This is a genomic window from Phycicoccus jejuensis, assembly GCF_044797865.1.
GTDB lineage: Bacteria > Actinomycetota > Actinomycetes > Actinomycetales > Dermatophilaceae > Phycicoccus > Phycicoccus jejuensis.
In genome coordinates this window covers 2,720,142-2,740,453 of the sequence record NZ_CP085209.1, presented here as the reverse complement: position 1 = coordinate 2,740,453, position 20,312 = coordinate 2,720,142, and the positions used below count along the sequence as shown (strand labels likewise).

20 protein-coding genes are annotated in these 20,312 nt (G+C 72.2%); 19 read left to right on the top strand and 1 reads right to left on the bottom strand.

From position 1 onward, the window contains the following. Positions 1-4 precede the first annotated feature (4 nt). From LG324_RS13000 to LG324_RS12920, 17 genes are all read left to right on the top strand, one after another. Entirely contained in the window at positions 5-430 is a 426-nt protein-coding gene (locus tag LG324_RS13000) for a TadE family protein (RefSeq protein ID WP_404348482.1), read from the top strand. Next, entirely contained in the window at positions 427-855 is a 429-nt protein-coding gene (locus tag LG324_RS12995) for a TadE/TadG family type IV pilus assembly protein (protein ID WP_404348480.1), read from the top strand. Before LG324_RS13000 ends, LG324_RS12995 begins: the two co-directional genes overlap by 4 nt. Positions 856-917: 62 nt before the next feature. Next, positions 918-1,301 (top strand): pilus assembly protein TadG-related protein, encoded by a 384-nt coding sequence (locus LG324_RS12990; protein WP_404348478.1) that lies wholly within the window; start codon positions 918-920, stop codon positions 1,299-1,301. Next, entirely contained in the window at positions 1,298-4,528 is a 3,231-nt protein-coding gene (locus tag LG324_RS12985) for a hypothetical protein (protein WP_404348475.1), read from the top strand. The genes LG324_RS12990 and LG324_RS12985 overlap by 4 nt, the downstream gene beginning before the upstream one ends. Positions 4,529-4,923: 395 nt before the next feature. Then, positions 4,924-5,469 carry a helix-turn-helix transcriptional regulator gene (locus LG324_RS12980; RefSeq protein WP_404348473.1) on the top strand — a complete coding sequence of 182 codons (546 nt, stop codon included), beginning with the start codon at positions 4,924-4,926 and terminating at the stop codon, positions 5,467-5,469. A 173-nt stretch (positions 5,470-5,642) separates the two neighbouring features. After that, positions 5,643-6,434 carry a hypothetical protein gene (locus LG324_RS12975; RefSeq protein WP_404348471.1) on the top strand — a complete coding sequence of 264 codons (792 nt, stop codon included), beginning with the start codon at positions 5,643-5,645 and terminating at the stop codon, positions 6,432-6,434. Positions 6,435-6,696: 262 nt separating this feature from the next. After that, entirely contained in the window at positions 6,697-7,506 is an 810-nt protein-coding gene (locus LG324_RS12970; RefSeq protein ID WP_404348469.1) for a hypothetical protein, read from the top strand. After that, on the top strand, positions 7,500-7,802 hold the full coding sequence (locus LG324_RS12965) for a hypothetical protein (protein ID WP_404348467.1): 303 nt from the start codon (positions 7,500-7,502) through the stop codon (positions 7,800-7,802). Before LG324_RS12970 ends, LG324_RS12965 begins: the two co-directional genes overlap by 7 nt. Further along, positions 7,799-8,632 (top strand): hypothetical protein, encoded by an 834-nt coding sequence (locus tag LG324_RS12960; RefSeq protein ID WP_404348465.1) that lies wholly within the window; start codon positions 7,799-7,801, stop codon positions 8,630-8,632. Before LG324_RS12965 ends, LG324_RS12960 begins: the two co-directional genes overlap by 4 nt. Beyond that, on the top strand, positions 8,629-10,086 hold the full coding sequence (locus LG324_RS12955; protein WP_404348463.1) for a hypothetical protein: 1,458 nt from the start codon (positions 8,629-8,631) through the stop codon (positions 10,084-10,086). Before LG324_RS12960 ends, LG324_RS12955 begins: the two co-directional genes overlap by 4 nt. Before the next feature lie 17 nt (positions 10,087-10,103). Then, positions 10,104-11,615: an SCO6880 family protein gene (locus tag LG324_RS12950; protein WP_404348461.1), complete on the top strand. Its 1,512-nt coding sequence runs from the start codon at positions 10,104-10,106 to the stop codon at positions 11,613-11,615. Next, the gene (locus tag LG324_RS12945) at positions 11,612-13,141 is read left to right on the top strand and encodes an ATP-binding protein (protein ID WP_404348460.1); all 1,530 of its coding nucleotides are present in this window, start codon (positions 11,612-11,614) and stop codon (positions 13,139-13,141) included. Before LG324_RS12950 ends, LG324_RS12945 begins: the two co-directional genes overlap by 4 nt. A 22-nt stretch (positions 13,142-13,163) precedes the next feature. Continuing rightward, the gene (locus LG324_RS12940; protein ID WP_404348458.1) at positions 13,164-14,711 is read left to right on the top strand and encodes a peptidoglycan DD-metalloendopeptidase family protein; all 1,548 of its coding nucleotides are present in this window, start codon (positions 13,164-13,166) and stop codon (positions 14,709-14,711) included. 99 nt (positions 14,712-14,810) lie between these two features. Next, positions 14,811-15,110, top strand: a complete 300-nt coding sequence (locus tag LG324_RS12935) for a hypothetical protein (protein ID WP_404348456.1) — start codon at positions 14,811-14,813, stop codon at positions 15,108-15,110. 17 nt (positions 15,111-15,127) lie between these two features. Then, positions 15,128-15,580, top strand: coding sequence for a hypothetical protein (locus LG324_RS12930; protein ID WP_404348454.1), 453 nt, complete (start codon positions 15,128-15,130; stop codon positions 15,578-15,580). Between the two features lie 71 nt (positions 15,581-15,651). Beyond that, positions 15,652-17,031 carry a type IV secretory system conjugative DNA transfer family protein gene (locus LG324_RS12925; RefSeq protein WP_404348452.1) on the top strand — a complete coding sequence of 460 codons (1,380 nt, stop codon included), beginning with the start codon at positions 15,652-15,654 and terminating at the stop codon, positions 17,029-17,031. Continuing rightward, positions 17,028-17,708: a hypothetical protein gene (locus LG324_RS12920; protein WP_404348450.1), complete on the top strand. Its 681-nt coding sequence runs from the start codon at positions 17,028-17,030 to the stop codon at positions 17,706-17,708. The genes LG324_RS12925 and LG324_RS12920 overlap by 4 nt, the downstream gene beginning before the upstream one ends. Positions 17,709-17,815: 107 nt before the next feature. Here LG324_RS12920 and LG324_RS12915 read toward each other — a convergent pair whose 3' ends face one another. Beyond that, positions 17,816-18,097, bottom strand: a complete 282-nt coding sequence (locus LG324_RS12915; protein ID WP_404348448.1) for a hypothetical protein — start codon at positions 18,095-18,097, stop codon at positions 17,816-17,818. A gap of 303 nt (positions 18,098-18,400) precedes the next feature. Here LG324_RS12915 and LG324_RS12910 point away from each other — a divergent pair, with 303 nt between their 5' ends. Continuing rightward, positions 18,401-18,961 (top strand): hypothetical protein, encoded by a 561-nt coding sequence (locus LG324_RS12910; protein ID WP_404348446.1) that lies wholly within the window; start codon positions 18,401-18,403, stop codon positions 18,959-18,961. 25 nt (positions 18,962-18,986) lie between these two features. Continuing rightward, the gene (locus LG324_RS12905) at positions 18,987-20,045 is read left to right on the top strand and encodes an ImmA/IrrE family metallo-endopeptidase (RefSeq protein ID WP_404348444.1); all 1,059 of its coding nucleotides are present in this window, start codon (positions 18,987-18,989) and stop codon (positions 20,043-20,045) included. Positions 20,046-20,312: the final 267 nt, after the last annotated feature.

Below are 20,312 nucleotides of genomic sequence, written 5' to 3'. Positions count from 1 at the left end.
CCCGATGACCTCAGCCGACCTCGCCCGCCACCGGTGGACGCGCCTGGTGATGCGCGCCCGCAGACCCGAGCGTGGCTCGGCGGCGGTCCAACTGGTCGTGCTGATGCCGGCGATGTTCGCGTTGATGTTCCTCGGAATGCAGGCCGCGTTGACCTACCACGGCCGGACCGTGGCGATCGCCGCGGCCGAGGAGGGTTCCCGCGCTGCGGGCGCCCTCGGTGCCTCCAGCGCCGCCGGCCGGGTCGCGGCGTCGGCGTTCGTCGCTTCCGCCGGCGGTGACGGGGTGCTCACCGGGGTCCGGGTCAGCGTCACCCGAACGGCGACGACCGCCACGGTGGTCGTCACCGGCTCCACCCCCAGCGTCATCCCCGGCTGGCACCCCACGGTCACCCAGTCATCGTCTTCCCCGCTCGAACGGATCACCCGATGAGCCGTCAACGCACCCATGACGAGCGGGGCACCTCGACGGTCGAGGTAGTGATCCTCGCCCCGGCACTGGGCGTTCTGGTCCTGCTCGCGATCGCCGGCGGCCGCCTCGCCATCGCCTCCCAGGCGGTGCAGTCCTCCGCGGCCGAAGCGGCCCGGTCCGCCTCCATTGCCCGCACCCACAGCGACGCCCAAGCCGCGGCTTCGTCGGCCGCCCGGGCGCGGCTGGCCTCGCAACGCGTCAACTGCGCATCGGTGACCGTCACCGTCGACACCGCCGAGTTCGCCACACCCGTCGGGATTCCCGCCTCGGTCGGTGCGACAGTGACCTGCCGCGTCGACCTGTCCGGTCTGCTGCCCGGGCTGCCCGCGACCGTGCCGGTGACCGCCTCGATCCGCTCCCCACTCGATACCTACCGGGAGCGGTGATCGGGATGCTTCCACGCTCACGCACCCACGGCCGAGACGAGAAGGGCTCAATCTCGGTGTGGATGATCACCACCGCGCTGACCATGACCCTGCTCGTCGGCCTCGCCGTCGACCTCGGCGGGCAGGTGTACGCCAAGCAGCGCGCCCAGGACCTCGCCGCCCAGGCCGCCCGCAGCGGCGGCCAACAGCTGATCGCCAGCAGCTCGGTACGCGGCGTCAGCGCCCGCGTCGACCCGGCCGCCGCCGTCGCCGCGGCCCGCACCTACATCGCGGGCGCCCCCGGGTACAGCGGCAGCGCCCGGGTCACCGGCGGGACCACCGTGGTCGCCGACACCCACACCACCTACACGACCAAGTTCCTCTCGATCATCGGGATCCGCACCCTGCGGGTCACCGGCCACGCCGAGGTCCGGGTCGAGCGTGTCCTGGAAGGGGTACGGCAATGAGAACCCGACTCCTCGGCCTCCTGGCGAGCCTGACCCTGCTCGGCCTCGTCGCCGGTCTGCCAGTGGTGCTGCTCACCATCGCGGGCAACCCCGTCCCGAGCTCGATACCCAGCGTGGACCAGGTATGGACGGCACTGAGCACCCCCGACGACGGCACGATCCTGCTCGGGCTGGTCACGTGGGTCGCGTGGATCGCCTGGGCCGTGCTGACCATCAGCGTCCTGCTCGAGGTCGCATCCCGGGTGCGCGGGGTGCGCGCCCCCCACCTGCCAGGCCTGTCTCTGCCGCAAGGCGCCGCCGCACAGCTGGTCACCGCCGCCGCGCTGCTCTTCGTCGCCGTTCCGGCCGGCACCGGTGCCGCCCCCGCCGCCGCGGCACCCCCGGCCGGCACCACACTGGCCGTCACCGCCCCCGCAGCCCCGGCATCAACTGTCGGCCTGGCCACCGCGCACACCATCACCACGACCGCCACGGCCCGGTCCCAGCACCATGCGCCGGTGAAGGACCGGACGGTCACCGTCCACGAGGGCGACAGCCTCTGGGGCATCGCAGAACGCGAACTCGGCGACGGGATGCTCTACAAGGCGCTCTATCAGGCAACCCGCCACGTCACCCAACCCGACGGGCGCCGGCTGACCGACCCCGACCTGATCTACGTCGGGTGGCGCATCCACATCCCCGCCGAGCTCGACCCCACCACCGCGAACGAACCGGAGATCAGCACCCCCTCCGCCCGGTCGACCCCGCAGAGTCCCGGCAGGGCGCCGCGAGTCGACACCTCCACGACCGATCCGGGGGCCGCCGCCTCGACGGCGGCGCGTCCGGTCAACCCCGGAGTTCGCGGGGATCGCCTGGAGGTCACCCCCGAGCCGGCCCCGCAGGGTTCACCGTCCGCCGCCGCGACCCCCTCGGCCAGCCCGACCGCCAGCGCCGCGCCCGACGGCGCAGGCTCCGTGTCGCCGTCGGCCACCACGGGCGACCCGGCCGGTGCGGCCCCACCCCACACCAAGGGCACAGTCCCGGCCGGCGCGAGTCTCGCGACCCCCGGGGAGGGCCAAGACGCCCAGCCCGCGCCGTGGATGCTCGCCGGGCTGACCGCGGGCGGGGCGTTGCTGGCCGGTGCTCTGCTGCTGACACTGCGCCGACGCCGGCAGGCCCAGTTCCGTCATCGCCGCCCGGGACGCACGCTCGCCGCGCCGCCGCCCCTGCTGGCGCCGGTGGAGAAGACGATCGCCATGGTCGGTCAGGTCAGTGCGCCCACCCTCGGCCACCTCGACCAGGTGCTCCGCCGCCTCGGCGCCGCCACCGCCCGCGACGGGGACATGATGCCGCTGCTGGCCGCGGTCGAGCTGACCGCAACCCACATCGTGCTGCACCTGTCCGCACCCGCCGACCTGACCAAGCCGTGGGAACCGGTCGGCGCCGACGCCATGCACTGGCGGATCACCCCCGCCACCCCGCTGGACGCGATCGGTCCCGCCGAGACGGACCAGCCCGCCCCCTATCCGCTGCTGGTCACCATCGGCGTCGGCGACGATGACGCGGTGTGGCTGCTCAACATCGAGGACCTGGCGGTCACCATCACCGGCGATGCCACCTACGGGGTCGACTTCGCCCGGTACCTCGCCGCCGAGGTGGCCTGCAACCCGTGGGCCTCCGCGGTCGAGGTGAGCTGCGTCGGCGTCGCCGCCGAGCTCGCCGCGATGGCCCCCGAACGCATCCACGTCTACTCGAGCAACGGCGCGGACGAGGACCCGGTGGGGCGGACCTTGGCAGCCGCGGTCGCCACCATCGACCTTGCCCGCGCCGTCGGCGCCGACGTCGCCACCGCCCGCGCCACCCAGGCCGGGGACGAAGCGTGGCCGAGCCGGCTCCTGCTGGCCGACGCCGACGCCAGCGACTCCCCAACGATGGAGCACCTGCTGCGACTGGTGCGCGAACACGCCGGGGAGACCGCCACCTCGGTGGTGGTCTCCGGGCAGCCCTCCATCAGCGGCGGCATGGTCCTCGAGGTCACCGCCGACGGCCGGCTGCGACTGCCCGAGGTCGGGCTGGACCTCGAGGCCGTCGGACTGACCGCCGACGAAGCCCGTGGCTGCGCCACCCTCCTCGCCCACGCCGACACCGCCATCACCCCGGTCGACGTCCCAGTCGACGAGACAGCGGTGACGGGCTGGGCCTCCTACGCCGACCAGGCCGGCGCGCTGCGACCAGAGCACACCCTCCCGCGAACACCGGTCGACGCCGCGACCACCGCACCCGCCGCGGCGGAGTCCTCCAGCCTGCTCGACGCCGATGACGACACCTACACCGGCGCAGCCGCCACCACCACCGAGGACCTTCAAGCCGTCGCCCCAAGGGTCAGCGCGACCCTACGCGACGAGCTCGCGCACGCGGACCCCACTCTCGACGACGACGTGGCCGCCTGGTTCGACCCCGAGGGTCCGCTGCCCAAGCTGCGCCTGCTCGGGCCGGTCAAGGCCACCGGTCACGGCACCGCCCCGCGCGGCCGGGAGCCGTACATGACCGAGCTCCTCGCGTTCATCGCCTTGCGTAATGGCGCGACGAGCACGGAGATCGCCGAGGCGTTCCACATCACCACGGGGTCGGCCCGTGCCTACGCGTTGACGGTTCGCAACTGGCTGGGGACCAACCCGCGGACCGGTCAACCACACCTGCCAGAAGCCAGGAAGACGGACGCAGCCGCAGCTCGCGGCATCCCGACCTACCAGGTGCAAGACCTCCTCGTCGATGCCGACCTGTTCCGCCGGCTCCGGGTCCGCGGACAGGCCCGCGGCGCGGACGGGATCAGTGACCTGCAGACCGCGCTTCGGCTCGTCGAGGGCCGCCCGTTCGACTACCCCGTGGAGCGGGAGACCGCCGGGTGGGCGTGGCTCATCAACGGGCAGCGACTCGACGAGAGCCTCGTCGTGGCGGTCGTCGATGTCGCCCACACCGTCACCACCCACGCCCTCGCCACCGGCGACCTCGCCGTGGCCCAGGCCGCCGCCGAGACCGCCGCCCTGGCCGCACCCCACGAGGAGATCCCACGCCTCGACCTCGCCGCCGTTGCCGCCGCCGAGGGCCGCCCCAGCGAAGCCCAGAGGATCGTGCGTGACCAGGTGTGCAACCGCAGCGACGACGACGGCGCACCGCCCGAGCTCTCCGAACGGACCCAGGAAGTCCTCGCCCAGCGCAAGGACTGGCGCGACCACCGGGCAAGCTAGCCAGTCGATGAGTCCCTCCAGCAGCGGACACGGCCGGGCCAGCAAGACCCGGAGCGAACGAGAATGCGCGTTCGCTCACGCCGGGTGCCCGGGTCCGATCGTGCCGGTCGCTCCAGACGGAGGCGTCATCGAGCCCGGTGAACCGCCAGCCCGGCGCCACACGCCGGACGGTGCGCGACTGAGCCGTCCCGGGAGGCGAGCAGCGCCAGACCGCTCTAGCGTCGTGACTCGTGCCGCCACCGAAGGAACGAGATCGGGTGTGGGTCGCCCGCAGACGCGGTGGGGAGTCCGCGGCTCTCATCGCGGACGCGGAGGGCGTCACCGAGGGGGCGGTGCTGCGGGCCACAGCCCACGCCGGACCATTCCCCCGGCCTTCACGCCAGCTCGGACGAACGATGGCGTCCGACTCTGACGTCGCCGTGCGCACCGAGAAGTGGGTGGCAGCCCGACGTCGCGGCGTCCAGGTGCAGTCCCTGGCCGATCAGTACGGCGTGAGCCACCAGTGGGTCACCAAGAGCACCACCGGCCGCGGACCCTTTCCAGCCCCGGAGGTCGTCGACGAGTGGGTTCGGGCGCGCCGCTCCGGTGAATCGCCGGACCGCATCGCCGACCACTACGGAGCCCCGGTCGCCACGATCCGGCGGGCGACCCGCCCGCACGGCCCGTTCCCGCGCCGCGGTCCGCGACTTCCCGACGGGGTCGTCGGCATGAACGAGCTGGCCCGGCGTGTCGGGATCAGCCACCCCGTTCTGCTCACCTGGCGGCGAGCTGGGCGGTTGCCCGAACCCGACTTCCGGCTCGAGAACGGCCGGACCCTCTGGCTTGAGGCAACCGTCGCCCGGTGGCTCGCAAGCACCGACCTCCAGACCTGCCCGGAGTGCGGCGCCCGCTGCGTCGGCACCCGTCAGCACCGTGCCCTCGCGCACCGCGGCCAAGCCTGACCACGCAGCCGGGACGTCGACGGGCGGAAAGTCGTTACCCCCCGCTGACCTGCACGAACGTGCCCTGCTGGGGCCCGTTACCCCCACCATTCGGAGGGTTCACTCACGGGGGTAACGCCGTGGGGTAACGCCTGATCTGCACGGTTGCGGCCATGACGCAGCAATCGAGCACGGTGGCCGAGCACCTCGGCCTGGCGGACCCGCAGGCGGGTCTGCTGGGCGCCGCCCGAGCGGCGTGGCCGCGCTGGTGCCGGAACACCCCGGCCCTGGCGGTCGTGGAGGACCTGACCGACCTGCGGGCGTGGACGCGCACGCAGCAGACCTCGACCGTCGACGAGCTGCTGCACCCGCTCACGGTGCTCGCCAGCCCGCGTGGCGATGACGACCTGGCCGCGGTGGGCGCGGTGGCGTGGGCGCTGCTTCCTGCCGCGATCCGCCTGGCCGCCTCGTTGGGGGACCTGTCGCCGAACATCGACGAGATGGTGGCCGCGCAGCTGTGGCTGGAGATCCGCACCTTCCCGTGGGAGACCCGATCAGCAGTGAGCGCGGGGCTCAGGGCCAAGACCCGGGCTGCGGTGCTGCGCGACCTGGGCGTACCCCCCGCAGAGGCTGACCCCGAGCGGCGCTGGATCCGGCGGGTGTCGCTGGAGGGCCTGGTCTCGGACTGGGAGCCGCAGATGCGGGACCACGAAGAAGGAATGGACCCCGACCTCGCCGACTCGGTGCTCGATCGAGCCGTCACCGGCGGGATCATCACCAAAGCCGACCGGGACCTCCTCACCCGCTTGGCGGAGGTAGCCGCCCAGAAGGGAGTCCGGTCCGGGCGTGGCGCCGGCGGGCTGTGCGCACCCGCAGTCCTCGACGCGGTCGCCCGGTTCCACGGGGTGTCCCCGGCCACGCTGCGACGGCGCGCCGTCCGGAGTCTGAAGGCGATCGCGCAGGCACAGGCGGGGTGGGTCTCGTGACCCTCGAGCCCGCACCCGAAGCCCGCACGCCGGCCGGGGAGGGGACGGCCTGGCTGACCCGCACGCTCGAGGTCGCCGGGGACGAGGACGGCGCCGTGGCTGACCTGATGGCCGCTGGGGCCGACCGGAGGGCCCGAGCCGGCCGGTGCGTGCAGCGGAGTCACCGCGCCCCGGCAGCCAGGCGCCGACTGCCGCGCCTGCCCGCGGCGCCGGAGCAGGCCGCGTTGGCCGCCCGCCAGGTCCAGCTCGCGGGGCAAGGCAAATGACCGCCGGGGTGGTGCGCCCGGTGGGCGTGGACGAGCTGAAGCGGGCCTGGGCGGCCGCGCAGGCCGGGGAGTTCCGGCAGGCGCCCGGTCGCAGCTCCCGACGCCGCAGCGACGGACAGGCGTGGCACCCCGATGGCCACGCAGTGCCGGTGATCGGCTGCCTGGGTCAGTGCGGCGCGTCGACGTTCGCCCTCGCCCTGGCCGGCGAAGCCGGCGCCGCCCGGGTGGTCGAGTGCTGCTCGGCGTCCGCTTCCGGCCTGGCCGGGGCGTCGACCGCGGAGCTGGGGGTCTCTGCGAATGGCTGGACCCGCGGACGCCGTGGCGAGGTCACCCTAGCCCGCACCGGGCACATCCTGTCCGGTCCGGACTCACTGCCGCTGCCGGACCCTGACCCGGCTCTGACCGTGCTCGACGTCGGCTGGGAGGTCGGCGCCGCACTCGAGTCGAGCGGCTGGCTGGGGGAGTACCTGCACACCGCCGCGCTGGTGGTCGCAGTCACCACAGCCACGGTTCCGGGGCTGCGACGGGCGGAGACCGCACTGGCCCTGCTCGGCGCGGAACGGGTCGTGGTCGTCGTCGTCGGCGCGGAGCGCCGCCGCTGGCCGGCCCACGTGAGCGCCGAGCTCGGCCACCGCCTGAGGGTGCGGGAGCGCGACGGGCTGCTGCTGCCGGTGCCGCTGGACAGGCGCGCGGCGTCACGGGCCCCCGGCTGGGCGCCCCCATCTGCCCCGCTGCGTCGCGCAGCGGCGACCGTCCTGCGCCACCTCGACGCCGGGAACCTCACGGAAAGGAACGGCTCATGCTGAACTCACTCGCCGCGGCCGGGCCGCTCGCGCTGCCCCAGGTCTGCCCGGTCGCCCCACCGGGCGCGCAGGCCTACGCCAACACCCTGACCGGGTACGTCCTGTGGGGCGTGCTCGCGCTGATGCTCGTCGGGGTCGTCGTCTCCGTCGGTGCCGTGGTCGGCGGCCGGGTCTTCGCGATGCCGCACGCCTCCAAGGCCGGCGTCGTCGGGGTCGCCGTCGTGTTCGTCGCTGCCGTCGCCTACATGGTGGTGCCGGGGATGCTCTCCGGGATCACCGGGTCGGGCTGCGTCGGATGACCGCCGCCGACGCCACGCCGGAACCGTGGTCGCGTCGCCGGCTGCTGGCGACGATGCTCGCTGTCGCCGCGGTGGCGGCGGTGCTGCTGGGCGCGCTCGGCTACGGGACCTACTCGGCCCTGACCGGCCACGACACCCCCTCCACGGCCGCGGTAGACGCGGCACCGGTCTCGGCAGGGGACGTGGCGACCGGTCTGAGCGGGCAGGCGCGACGTGACGCTATCGCTGCGGCGCCGATGCGTGCGTCGCCGCCGACTGCGGCTTGGGGTGGGGCGTCGGGGACCGCCCCGCCACCGACGGTGGTCGTCCCGCCCGCCACCACGGTCGGGCCGGCGCAGGTGCCGACCGGTTATCCCCGCACCCCCGAGGGGGCCCTGGGGCAATGGGGCGCCATCGCCTCGACGGTGCTGGCGCACATGAGCCTGGAGGTCACCGACGCGGTACATCGTGCCTGGGCCTCCCCGGGCGCCGCCCCGGTACGGCAGTGGCGGCCGGCGGTGGACGTCGTGGCGTTCCGCTCCGGCCCCGCCGCGCAGTACGTCGACGACGCCACCACCGTCATCACCGCGGCCCCGGTCGCCGGCCAGGTCAAGGGCGTCGACGGGCCGGACTGGGCGCTGGCGTGCGTCCTGGTGAAGGTGACCGCTCGGGTGGTCACCGAGGACAGCGTCGTGGACGGCATGTGCGCCCGGATGGAGTGGACCGGGGACCGGTGGGTGATCGCCCCCGGGACGGAACCGGCGCGGGCGCCGGCGACCTGGCCGGGCACCCAGCTGGCCCTGGAGGCGGGCTGGCGCACCTGGGTCGCCGACGATGGGGAGCCGTCGTGAACTGGTGGGAGGCGATCAACCCGCTGTCCGGGCTCAGCGGGACGGTGGTCGGCAAGGCCGCCGCGGACGGGTTCACGGTCGTCATGGTGGCGCTCTGGAACTGCGGCCTGATGGTGCTGAAGTGGGTGCTGCTCCTCGAGGACCAGTTCCTCGACCCCGACCTGGGCACTGACGGTCCACTGTCCGGCATCTACCAGGTGACGTTCTGGATCGCCGGGGTGCTGGCGCTGGTGCTGCTCATGGTCCAGCTCGGGGTGACGATGATCCGCCGCGACGGGCAGAGCCTGGCCCGGGTGTTCCTCGGCGGCGGCCAGTTCGTCACGGTGTGGGCTGCGTGGGTCGCCTACGCGGTCGCCGTGCAGAAGGCCGCCGGGGGGCTCACCCACTCCCTGATGCAGGCGCTGCTGAACGTCGACACGTTCTCGGCGTGGGAGCCGTGGGCGCCGCTGTCGGTGGGCGACATCAGCGAGGTCGCGACCGCGACCGTGCTCGGCGTGCTCGGGGTGTTCGTGATCTTCGCCGCCATCGGTCACCTGCTGATCCTGCTGGCCCGCGGGGTGGCGTTGCTCGTTCTGTCCGCGACCGCCCCGATCGCCGCGGCTGGGCTGATGTGGGAAGGCGGGCGCGCCTGGTTCTGGAAGGCGTTCCGGTGGTTCCACGCGGCCGCGTTCACCCCGGTCCTGGTGGTGATCGTGATGGGTGCCGGGGTCAAGGTCACGACCTCGGTGGCCCTCAGCGGCGGGGACTCCCTCGAGAAGGCGGTCGGGACCGCGCTGCCCGGGGTGCTGCTGCTCGTGGTCAGCTGCTTCGCGCCGCTGGCGCTGTTCAAGATGCTGGCGTTCGTGGACCCGGGCACCTCCTCCGGTGCGGCGATGCGGGCCGGGGCGGCCGCCCAGGGTGGGATCTGGCGGCTGCTCGGCGCCGGTGGGGCCGGCGGTGGGGGAGCGACGTCGGCGGCGTCCACTGCGTCCGCGGACGGGTCCTCCCAGGGTGAGCAGAGTGCCCAGGACGCCGTCACCGGCAAGCTCGGGAAGGCGATGGGTGCGCTCGGCGCGGCCGGGACGGCGTACAGCACCGGGCTGGGCGGCGTCCTCGCGGCCTCGAACGCGGCCACCGTTATCGGCGCCGACACCACGAACCAGATGGGCGTCGGGCACAACACCTACATCCCCGACTTCGGCGGCAAGGGCCGCAACCAGGGTGGCCCGAGCGCGAAGAACAACCCCGCCATCAACGGCGCCGACGGCGCAGACAACGACGGCTCGGGGGAGGCGGGCACCGGCGGCGCGACGAACCAGGTCCCCTCCCCACCCACCCTCGGCGGTGCCGAGCCGTCCAGCGCCGGCCCGACCCCGGCCCCGCCGGGCGCGGCCGGCGGCGCGGGCGCAGCTGGCGGTGCCGGCGCGACCGGTGCAGCCGGTGGCGCCGCCGCGGTCCCGATCGTCCCGGCCTAGCCAAGGAGAGAGATGTCATGAGTCAGGTCTACGACGAATACTCGAAGGCGCGGATCGGGTGGTTCCCGTTCGGGCTGACCGGGTGGCAGGCCGGTGTGGTCGCGCTGTCCTCGCTGCCGATGTTCTGGTCCCTGAAGGAACAGCAGTGGGCGACCGCGGCGATCCTGATGTTCGGGTGCGCGGCGGTCACCGTGGTCACCGTCGTCCCGGTGCGGGGCCGCTCGGCGATCGGGTGGATCCTGGCGAGCACGACGTTCGCCGCGGGCGCACTGACCGGGTGGACTCGGTACCGCTCCAAGGCCTCCACCGGCGAGGTCGACGACCTCGCCGCTCTCGACCTGCCCGGGTCGCTGGCTGGGGTGGAGATCCACGAGGGGCCACCGACCGGCTTGGCCGGGGCGCGGGTGGCGATCATCCAGAACCACCTCGCCCGCACCTGGGCCGCGACCGCCGCGGTCGTGCACCCGGGGACCGGGCTGCGCGACGGCGAGGACCGCGACCGGATGGCTCGCGGGCTGGCCGAGCTGATCGACCAGGCCGCGACCACCGAGATGATCGAGGAGATCCTCGTCCTGGTCCGCACCGTCCCCGAGGACGGCGCCGAACGTGACCAGTGGACCGCCCGGCACCGCCGGCCCGGCAGCCCGGAGCAGGTCCGCCGGGTCAACGACGACCTCCAAGCGGCCCTGACCCGGGCCTCGGTACGCACCGAAGCATTCGTCACGATCGTGGTCCCCGAGCGCCGGATCGCAAAGGCCGCCAAGGAGACCGGCCGGGGAATCGAGGCCCGCGCGCACGTCATGTACGGGCTGATGGCCGAGGTGGAGTCCCAGCTCAAGGGCGGCTTGGGCGCCACGAGCGTCTCGTGGCTGACCAGCCCCGAGCTGGCCGTCGCGTGCCGCACCGGGTTCGCACCCGGGGACCGGGCCGGGATCATCGACGCAGTGTTGGCCGCGCAGGCCGGAGACGAAGTCAACAGCGAGGTGCCGTGGGCGCTGGCCGGGCCCTCAGGTGCGGACCCCGCCGCGCGGCACTACAGCCACGACGCATGGAACTCGGTGTCCTCCACGATCCGGTTGCCGGTCAAGGGAGCGCTGGTCGGGGCGTTGGCGCCGGTGCTGGCCGCGACCGGTCCGGGGGAGCGGCGCTCCTTCCTCGTCGCCTACCCGATCTTGAGCCACAGCAAGGCGGCACGGCAGTCGGCCAGCAGCGAGTGGGCAGCCGACATGGGCGAGGGCATCCGCCAGAAGGCGAGGATGAAGGCCACCACCAGGGCGCGGGACGACGCGCAACGGGTACGCACCCTCGAGGCGAAGCTGGCTCGCGGGTCGGCGATGACCCGGCCCTACGCGGTGTGCACGGTGACCGTGTCCAAGACGGCGCGGGTGGCCGAGTACGGACGCCTGCTCGACGCCTCGATCCGGCGGTCCGGGTTCGCCCCGCTGCGCCTGGACCTCGCCCAGGACGTCGCGTTCGCGGCGTCGGTGGTCCCGCTCGGGGTGAGCCTGACCCGGTCGAAGGCGTCATGACCACCCGCCGCACCGCCGGCACCGGGCGGGACATGGCCCGCCTGCTGGCCGACTTCGGACACGACCTACCCCGCACCCGGGTGTCGCCGCCGCAGGAACGTCAGATGCGACTCTTCCGGCACGTCCCGTCCCGGGGGGTGCGCCGCGCCGGCCGCGGCTGGGTGCCGGCGTCGGCGCCGGTGGCCTCCTACCGGATGGCCTCGGACCAGGCCGCCGCGTTCTGGCCGTTCATCGCCGGCCCGGGTCTGCCGCCGACCGGTGCTCAGATGGGCGTCGACGTCCTGAGCGGTGCCGCGTTCTACGCCGACCCGGTGGGGTGGGTGCTGCGCGATGACATCCCGGCCACCAACGCCAACGTGATCTGCATGGGCAAACCGGGCACCGGCAAGTCCGCCACCGCCAAGGCGTTCTGCCTGCGGATGACCGACTTCGGGTACCGGGTCCTGATCCTGGGCGACCCCAAGGACGAGTACGAGCAGCTGTGCCGCTTCTTCGGGGTCACCCCGTTCACGCTCGGTCCGGGGATGTCGGCACGGATCAACCCGCTGGGCCTCGGCCCGCTCGGCCAGGGCTGGGCGGACCTGTCCGCGGCGGAGGCGCAGAGCCGGGCCGCGGTCGTCTTCAGCCGATGGCTCACCCTGGTGCGCGCACTGGTCGGCTCCCAAAGGATCGGCAACGAACGGGTGCCCTTCGGGCCGTCTGAGGAGTCGGCGGTCAAGGCCGCGCTGCGCGACCTGACCGGCTATTCCCGCGCCGCCTCGACGCTGAGGGAGACCACCATCCCGCGGCTGTGGCACTCGCTCGACGAGCCCAGTGACGACCTCGTCGCTGCGTGCCGGTTCTCGGACCGGCAGCACTTCCTCGACGAGACCCGCCTGCTGCGCGACGCGCTCGGGCAGCTGGTCTCCGGCGCGCTGGCCGGGCTGTTCGACGACCACACCAACATCGACGTCGACTGGAGCGCCCCGATCCAGTCCTTGTCCCTGTCCCGGCTCAACCCCCTCGGCGACGAGGCGGTCGGGATCGCGCTGGTGTGCCTGAACAGCTGGGGCCGGGGAATGCGGGAGATCGCACCCCCCGGGGACCTGCGGATCGTCCTGCGCGACGAGGTGTGGAAGGTGATGCGCCTCGGGGTGGAGGCGGTCAAGAGCCTCGATGAGGACTTCCGCCTCTCCCGCGGCGTCGCCGGCCGCGGCGGGGACATCCAGTGGGCCAACGCGCACAAACCGTCGGACATGCTCACCGTCGGCGACCAGGGCTCCCAGGCCGCGAACATCGCCCGCGACCTGATGCACCTGGCCGACATCAAGATCCTGCACGGGCAGAAGGCCGCCGTCGCCGGGGAGCTCGACACCATGCTCGGCCTGGGCACCCAGGCCCGCGAGGTGATGACCGGGTGGGCGATGCAACGCAAGGGCCGGGCGCTGTGGCTGGTGGGGGAGCAGGCATACAAGGTCGAGACCCGGCTGCACCCGGTCGAAGAGCAGCTGACCTTCACCAACGAGGCGATCGCCGGCGCGGCGTGACCACGCCGGGGAGGAGACGGCGATGAAGCAGCTCGCATGGGCACTGGCCGCGCTGCTGGTGCTGGCCGTGACGCCGCTGGCCTTCGCGGTGGTCTTCGCCGCCACGGTCACCACGGCCGCTGCCGCCAGTACGTGCACGCTCGCCGGGATGCCGGCGACCGGAACGTGGCGGCCCCCGTTCCAGCAGGGGTACACCACCACCGACAGGTTCGGGATGCGGCTGCACCCGATCCACGGTGACTGGCGCATGCACACCGGGCAGGACCTCGCCTCTACCCCGGACGCCGGTCCGGTCGTCGCCGCCTCCGCCGGAACCGTCGCGGCGGCCGGGGTCTCCGGCGGGTACGGCAACCTGGTCGTGCTCGACCACGGCGACGGGGTCCGCACCTACTACGGCCACCTCGCCCGCATCGACGCCGCTGTCACTGCCGGGGCAAGTGTGTGGATGGGACAGCGGCTCGGCGTCGAGGGCTCGACCGGGACCTCCACCGGGGACCACCTGCACTTCGAGGTCCGCGTCGACGGCGACCCCGTCGACCCGGTGCCCTTCATGCTCGCCCACGGCGCCCCGCTCAACGGGGTCGCGGTCGCCGCCTCACCGTCACCCTCCGACGCGACCACGGCGCCCGCCGCGCAGGAGGGCGGCATCGGGTACCCACTGCCCGGTCCACGCACGCCCCGCCTGGCGTCGCTGCACAACCCGCCGCTGCCGATCCCGGCAGCCGTCAAGGCGCTCTACCTCGCCGCCGCCGACAGGTACCACCTGCCGTGGACCGTCCTGGCCGGGGTCGGGATGGAGGAGACCGGCCACGGGAAGACCACCGCCACCTCGAGCGCCGGCGCGCAGGGACTCATGCAGTTCATGCCGGCCACCTGGGCCAGCTACGGCGTCGACGGCGACCGGGACGGCAAGGCGGTCATCACCAACCCGGCCGACTCGGTGATGAGCGCTGCGAACTACCTGACCGCCGCCGGGCTGACCACCGGCGGCGCCGAAGGGGTGCGCCGAGCCCTGCTGGCGTACAACCACGCCGACTGGTACGTCAACGACGTCCTCTACTACGCCTACGCCTACGGCGGCGGGATCATCGCCGGCGACCCCAGCGACTGCGGACCCGGCGGCCAAGGCGACCCGTCCCTGACCGCGGTGTCCTCACCGCAGGTCGCCACCGTGCTCACCTGGGCGCTCTCCCACGCCGGGGACCGCTACGTCTTCGGCGCCTCCGGCCCGGACGCCTGGGACTGTTCCGGGTTCACCCAAGCCGCCTACGCCCAGATCGGGGTGAGCCTGCCGCGCACGGCCAGCGCCCAACGCAACTGGCTCGCCGCCGGACACGGCTACCGGGTCACCCCCGGGCAGGAGCAGCCCGGGGACCTGATCTTCATCGACAGCTACCTCGGCCCGAACGCCATCGGGCACGTCCAGATCGTGCTGGACCCGGCCACCCAGCGCACCGTCGAGGCGCTCAGCACCCGCTACGGGGTCGGGTCCTTCACCTATCGCTACACCGGCCACTCGATCTTCGAGATCTGGAGGGTCGGCCAGCCCACGCAGAGGACGCTCGCATGAACCTGACACCCCCGACCGTGGAGGACGGCATCGTGGCGATCGTCTCCTGGGACATCGACGTACGTGGCGTCCGCGGCCGCCCGCACCACCAGCCCCCACGTGGCCACCGCCGACCTCGAGAGAAGCCTCGACCAGTTGCGCGGCCGGCTGCACCTGCTCGTCGAGCGGCGCCCGGACCTGGCCCAGCAGCTGGCCGACCACTACGGCACCACACCGGACCCGGTGCGGCTCGACGCCGCCACCACCCGTGACGCTCACGCCCGCCTACACCAGCTGATGGGCCTGCACCCGGGGCCGCCGGCTGCACCGGCGAGCGGCCGGCACGAGCGGTCCACCAGCGCCGAACGAGCCACCCCGACACCCATCCGGCACGACGACCCCGGCCCACCCGCCCGCTGACCAGGAGGAGAGAGACCATGCAGCACTCCAGACGGACCAACCCCTACCCGATGACCTGGGAGGTGCCGGTCGCGGTGACGATGGCAGTGGCCTTCCTGCTCCTGCTCGGCATCCAGGCCGGGCGCTCCGGCGCGAACCTTCTCGCCGGCAACGGGTGGGTCTTCGTGGACCGCCGTGAGCTGTTCACCAGCCTGCCCGGCATTGTCGGCGGCCACGCCGACGCCGGGGTGTCCGGCGTCGGCGTGGCCGCGACACCGACGCTGATGTGGACGTGCATCGCCGCCGCCGAGGCGGCGATGCTGGCCGTGCTCGTCATCGCAGGTAGGTGGGCGTGGAACCGGTGGGGGTCGCGCCGGATGCAGGGCATGGCGACCCGGGAGGAGGCCGAGGCGACCTTGGGCCGGACCCGGCTGCGCAAGCAGGCCAAGGTCATCCGACCCGATTTGTACGGCAGGGGAGCCCGGCGGTGAGGCGGTTCGCGCCCCACCAGGTCGGGTGGAGGCTCGGCACGGCCAGAGAGCCCCACGGGGGAGAGCTGTGGGTGCCGTGGGACCGCACCGCTGGCGTCATCGGACCGCAAGGCTCCGGCAAGACCCTCGACCTGCTCGTCCCGGCCCTGCTCGACGCGCCCGGCGCGGCGATGACCACCCTGACCAAGGTGGACGACCTGCTGCTGTCCTTCCCGTGCCGGTCCACCGGTGACCGCCCGTGCGTGGTGCTCGATCCGTTCGGGCTCGTGCCGGGACTCCCCGAGGTCGTGTGGGACCCGATCCGCGGCTGCGTCGACCCGGTGATCGCCGAGCGACGAGCCAAGGCGTTCACCGCCGGCACCGTCAAGGGTGCCGTCGCAGGCGGCCACGCGGACGACGCCGCCCGGTTCTACGCCGCCGAGGCCGCCAAGGTGCTGCAAGGGTTCTTCCACGCCGCCGCCCTCACCGGCCGCACCCTCGAGCACGTCCTGGGCTGGGTCGCCAAACCGCTCGGAGCGTCGGCGCCGTTGGAGATCCTGCGGGAGCACCCCGCCGCCGCCCCGTTCTGGGACGGGTTGCTCCACGGCGCACTGCACGGCGACGACCGCACCGCCGGCAACACCGTCACCACCGTCCAACAGGCCATGTCCCTGTTCTTCCAGGAGGACATTCGCCGCCGCTGCGTGCCCCGTCCCGGTCAGGACGCCACCGACATCGAGGAGGTCATCGCCCGCGGCGGCACCATGTACCTCCTCGGCCGCGAAGACCCCTACGCCTCCGCGTCCCCGCTGATGACCGCGTTCGCCGAGTACGTCCTGGACGCGGCCCTGGCCGTGGCGAACACCTCACCGTGGGGCAGGCTGTGCCCCCCGTTCCACGCGATCCTCGACGAGCTGCCTTCCACCGCACCGCTGCCCACGCTGCGCACCCGGATGGCCAACGAGCGAGCGCTGGGCATCTCGTTCCTGTGGGCTGCTCAAGCTTGGCCCCAGCTGAGCGCGATCTTCGGCGAACAAGAAGCCCGCACCCTGCTCAGCCTGACCAACGCCCTGGTCGTGTTCGGCGGCTCCAAGGACGTCGCGTTCAACCGGGAGATCTCCGACCTGCTCGGCCAGGTCCGGGTCACCCGCAGCAACTATCAGACCGGCCGGATGGGCGGCCGGCAGTACACCGCCGACGACATCCCCATCCTCACCCCCGCCGAACTGCGCCAGCTCAAGGAGCGGCACGCCCTGGTCCTGGCCGAGACCGCCGGCCCGATCATCGCCAACCTGCACCGTTGCATCGACGGCAAACCTGGCCGGCGACTCCTCGCCGAACAGGCCGACCTTCGCGCGAAAGTCGCGGCCGGGCACGCCCGACAAGTCGACCCTCGGGCACGGGCCGCCGCCGCCGAGGCCGAAGCCCGCCGCCGGGGCCTGACCCACGACACTGAGGACCTGCACCCGTGACCACCCAACCCACCAACACCGCTCTCCCGCAGCCTCGGGCGATGGTCGCCGCGTTCCCCAAGCCCGGTCGCCGCATCGCCCGCGCGTACCGCGAGCTCGAAATAGCGATGTACGGCACCGACAACGAGAAGAAGGCACTCGGCCCCTTCAGCCTGCTCCGACGCCCCTGGGACCCCGCCTCGCTGACCGAACCGGCCGACCGGTTCGAGCTGTGGCGCTGGCTCGACGACGTCGTGCTCTGGATCAACCACGAGTACGTGTGGGACACCGACGCGATGATCCCGGCCTGCTGGCCCCGCCACCCCCATCTCGTCCACGAGATCGCCGTGATCGCCGACCTCCGCTACCGCTGCGGCGTCGCCCTGACCAGCGACCCCCTCGAGGAGTGGCACCGCTACGCCCTGCCTGCGTTCGCTGAACGGTTGCGGACCCGCACCAAGACTCACTGCGAAGACAAGGACCACCAGCCCTGGCCCTCCCACGGCCGCTACACCCGGCAAGCCTCACAGGAGGCCAGCACCGACCGGCGCCGAGCGTTCACCGCCGACACCGAGACACTCCAGCCCGAACCGCCGACCACCCCACTGTCAGCACCCGCCCGGGCCTTCCGCGTCATCCTGGGCGACGACGCACGGCCAACCCTCGTGGACGGCGACACTGGCGAGGTTCTTGAGTAGGCCGCCGTGCCAGGTCAGTGTCCTGGTCGCCCGCAGGATCACACCGTGATCGCAGATGGTGCCCGACCCCGCCAACGCGAAGGCGTCCTCGCCGATCGCCTCCAGGATCAGTGTCGCCGCCGCACGCTGGTGTTCCAGCGTGCGGCGGCATTCCTACCGGTCGACCAGCTCGGGGAAGCGGGCCTGCCACGCATCGCGGCACCGGCTCGGCAGACGAAGTTGCGATCACACCCGCCGCAGCAGGTCCGCGTTGACAGCTCCTTCTGCTTCCGCGAGCTGCCATCACGCACGATGTTCTCGTAGGCCTTCTTCACCGCCTCGGGAGTGGACAGGTCGGCGGCGGAGTCCGGCCCCCAGTAGATCGAGACCGGCAGCGTCCTCATCGCCATCCGCCCATGCTCGTACCGTCTTGTCGAGCAAGTTGCCGGCGTCGGCATATGCCGGCGCTCTGTTGCTGGTCGAGGTGGCGCCCCGCCTTCGCCGCGAAATCGAGCGGAGCGCCGATCGACTTCTCGCGACGACCGGACGGACAACGCTCGCGTCATGGTTCACACGACTCATCTGCCAACCCCGGTCCGGAGGCGCCGGTTCATGCCGTAGTGCGGTGGCCACTCCTGCCCCGGCGAGTCGCCCAAGCACTGTCAAGCACGGGTGATAATATTACGGCCATATGCCACCACGGAGGAGGATCCATGCTCAGCGAGGCGATGGTGCGACACATCGTGGGACCCGAAGGCGCTCAGGTCCTTATCGACATCACTCATGGTGCGTGGGAAGACTACGTGAGCGAAGGCCGCCCGCGGTTCCACCGCTCCACGCGCGCGGCGATCGTCTGGGACTACATGGTGACCCGGGCCGACGCGGACCTGTGCGACCTTGAGGGCGTCCGCCGCGACGAGCGCCACGACCGTCCGCTCTACGTGCTGCGCGAGAGCGTCATGATGCGGCCGAAGATGCACGACCGCCAGCTGCTCACGCGCAACTACCCGACCCGCGCTCAGCGACAGGTGGCCCGCAGCGGCTACTTCCCCGAGCTCGACCTTCCGAACGTGATGTTCGGCTACAAGCTCGACACCGCGGAAGCGGGCGTGGAGCAGTGCGTCATCACGTCGCCAGCGGACGAGTGGATCATCGACCTCGAAGACCTCGCGGCAGGCAACACGGCTCCCACGCAGACGCTGATCGAGATGCCCGACCTCGACGCGCCCTGGCGGGCGCTCGACTCCATCCGCCTCCGCGACCGCAGCTCCTGACACGACCATGCGTTTCAGCCCCACCATGTTCACGACGGTCAAGGATGCAGCCGGCTTGACCCAGACCGGGATCGCCGATTACGTCGGCCTCTCACAAGCGAGCGTGTCGAAGGTCGAGAACGGGCTCGAGGAGCCTACGCCCCAGTTCGTGCAGCAAGTGAGCGAGCTTGCAGGGGTAGTGCCCGAGATCTTCTACCAGCACGACGATCTTCTTCCCGGCACCCTCTTCGACATTTTCCACAAGAAGCGCCTTACCCTTCCAGCCAAGCCGCTCAAGGCCGCAAACGCTCAGGCGCAGTTGACCCGGCTCCATGTCGGGCACCTGCTCCGCACTTTTGACGTGCCTGTGACCCTTCCCTTCCCAAACCTCAATGTCGACCAGCATGAGTCCCCCTCCGAGGTGGCTGCACTGACTCGCGCCATTTGGCAGGTTCCCAATGGCCCGTTTCCGGACCTGGTCAAGGTCGTCGAAGCGACAGGCACCCCAGTCATCCTCATGGACCTCGGCCACGAGAAGCTCCGGGCGATGAGCATGCCCGGCGCCAAGGGCTACGGGACCCACATCATCCTTCTGAACGATCGGCTCCCGCCGTCGGCCCAACGTTTCGCGTTAGCGCACGAGATCGGCCACTTGATTATGCATGAAGGAGTCGCCAGCGAAGAGATGGAGAAGGAGGCCGACTCCTTCGCGTCCGCGCTGCTGATGCCCGAGAACGACATCGCACCCAAGCTGCGCAACGTCAGGTTCCGAGATCTTGGGCCTTTGAAGGCCTACTGGCGGGTGTCGCTCGCCTCTCTCATCTACCGGGCAAGCGCCCTCGGGTTGATCACAGAGCGACACGCTCGCACCTTGTACATGGAGCTCAACAAGTTGCCCGGCGGGAGGAAGCGCGAGCCAGGAGAGTTCACTCGCGAGGAGCCCACACTGGTGCGTCACGTCATCGACGCCTATGTGGCACAGGGCTATTCGATTCCTGAGCTGTGCAAGTTGATGGTCGTAACCGAGGCAGAGTTCCGCTGTCGTTTCCTCGGCGAAGCCCCAACAGAGGGACGGCTTCGACTTGTTAAGGGGACGGTGGGCTGATGCGCGTCACCGCGCACTGGCCCCCCGGCCCCACCGTCAGGGGGAGCGCTGATCGCAAAGCGCATGAATGGTCATCGCAGACCTGGCCGACGGCGATCCGGGAGCCGAGGGCGCCGTCGAAGCCGCCTGGCGCCTCCAGCAAGGCCGCGACTGACACGGACGCTACGTCGACGACGCCCGGCAGGAGCGATTGAGGGCAGAGCCTCAGTCGGGTGTGGGATATGCGCCTGCGCGGGGCGTGTCGTCGTAGCCGTGCTTGCTTAGACT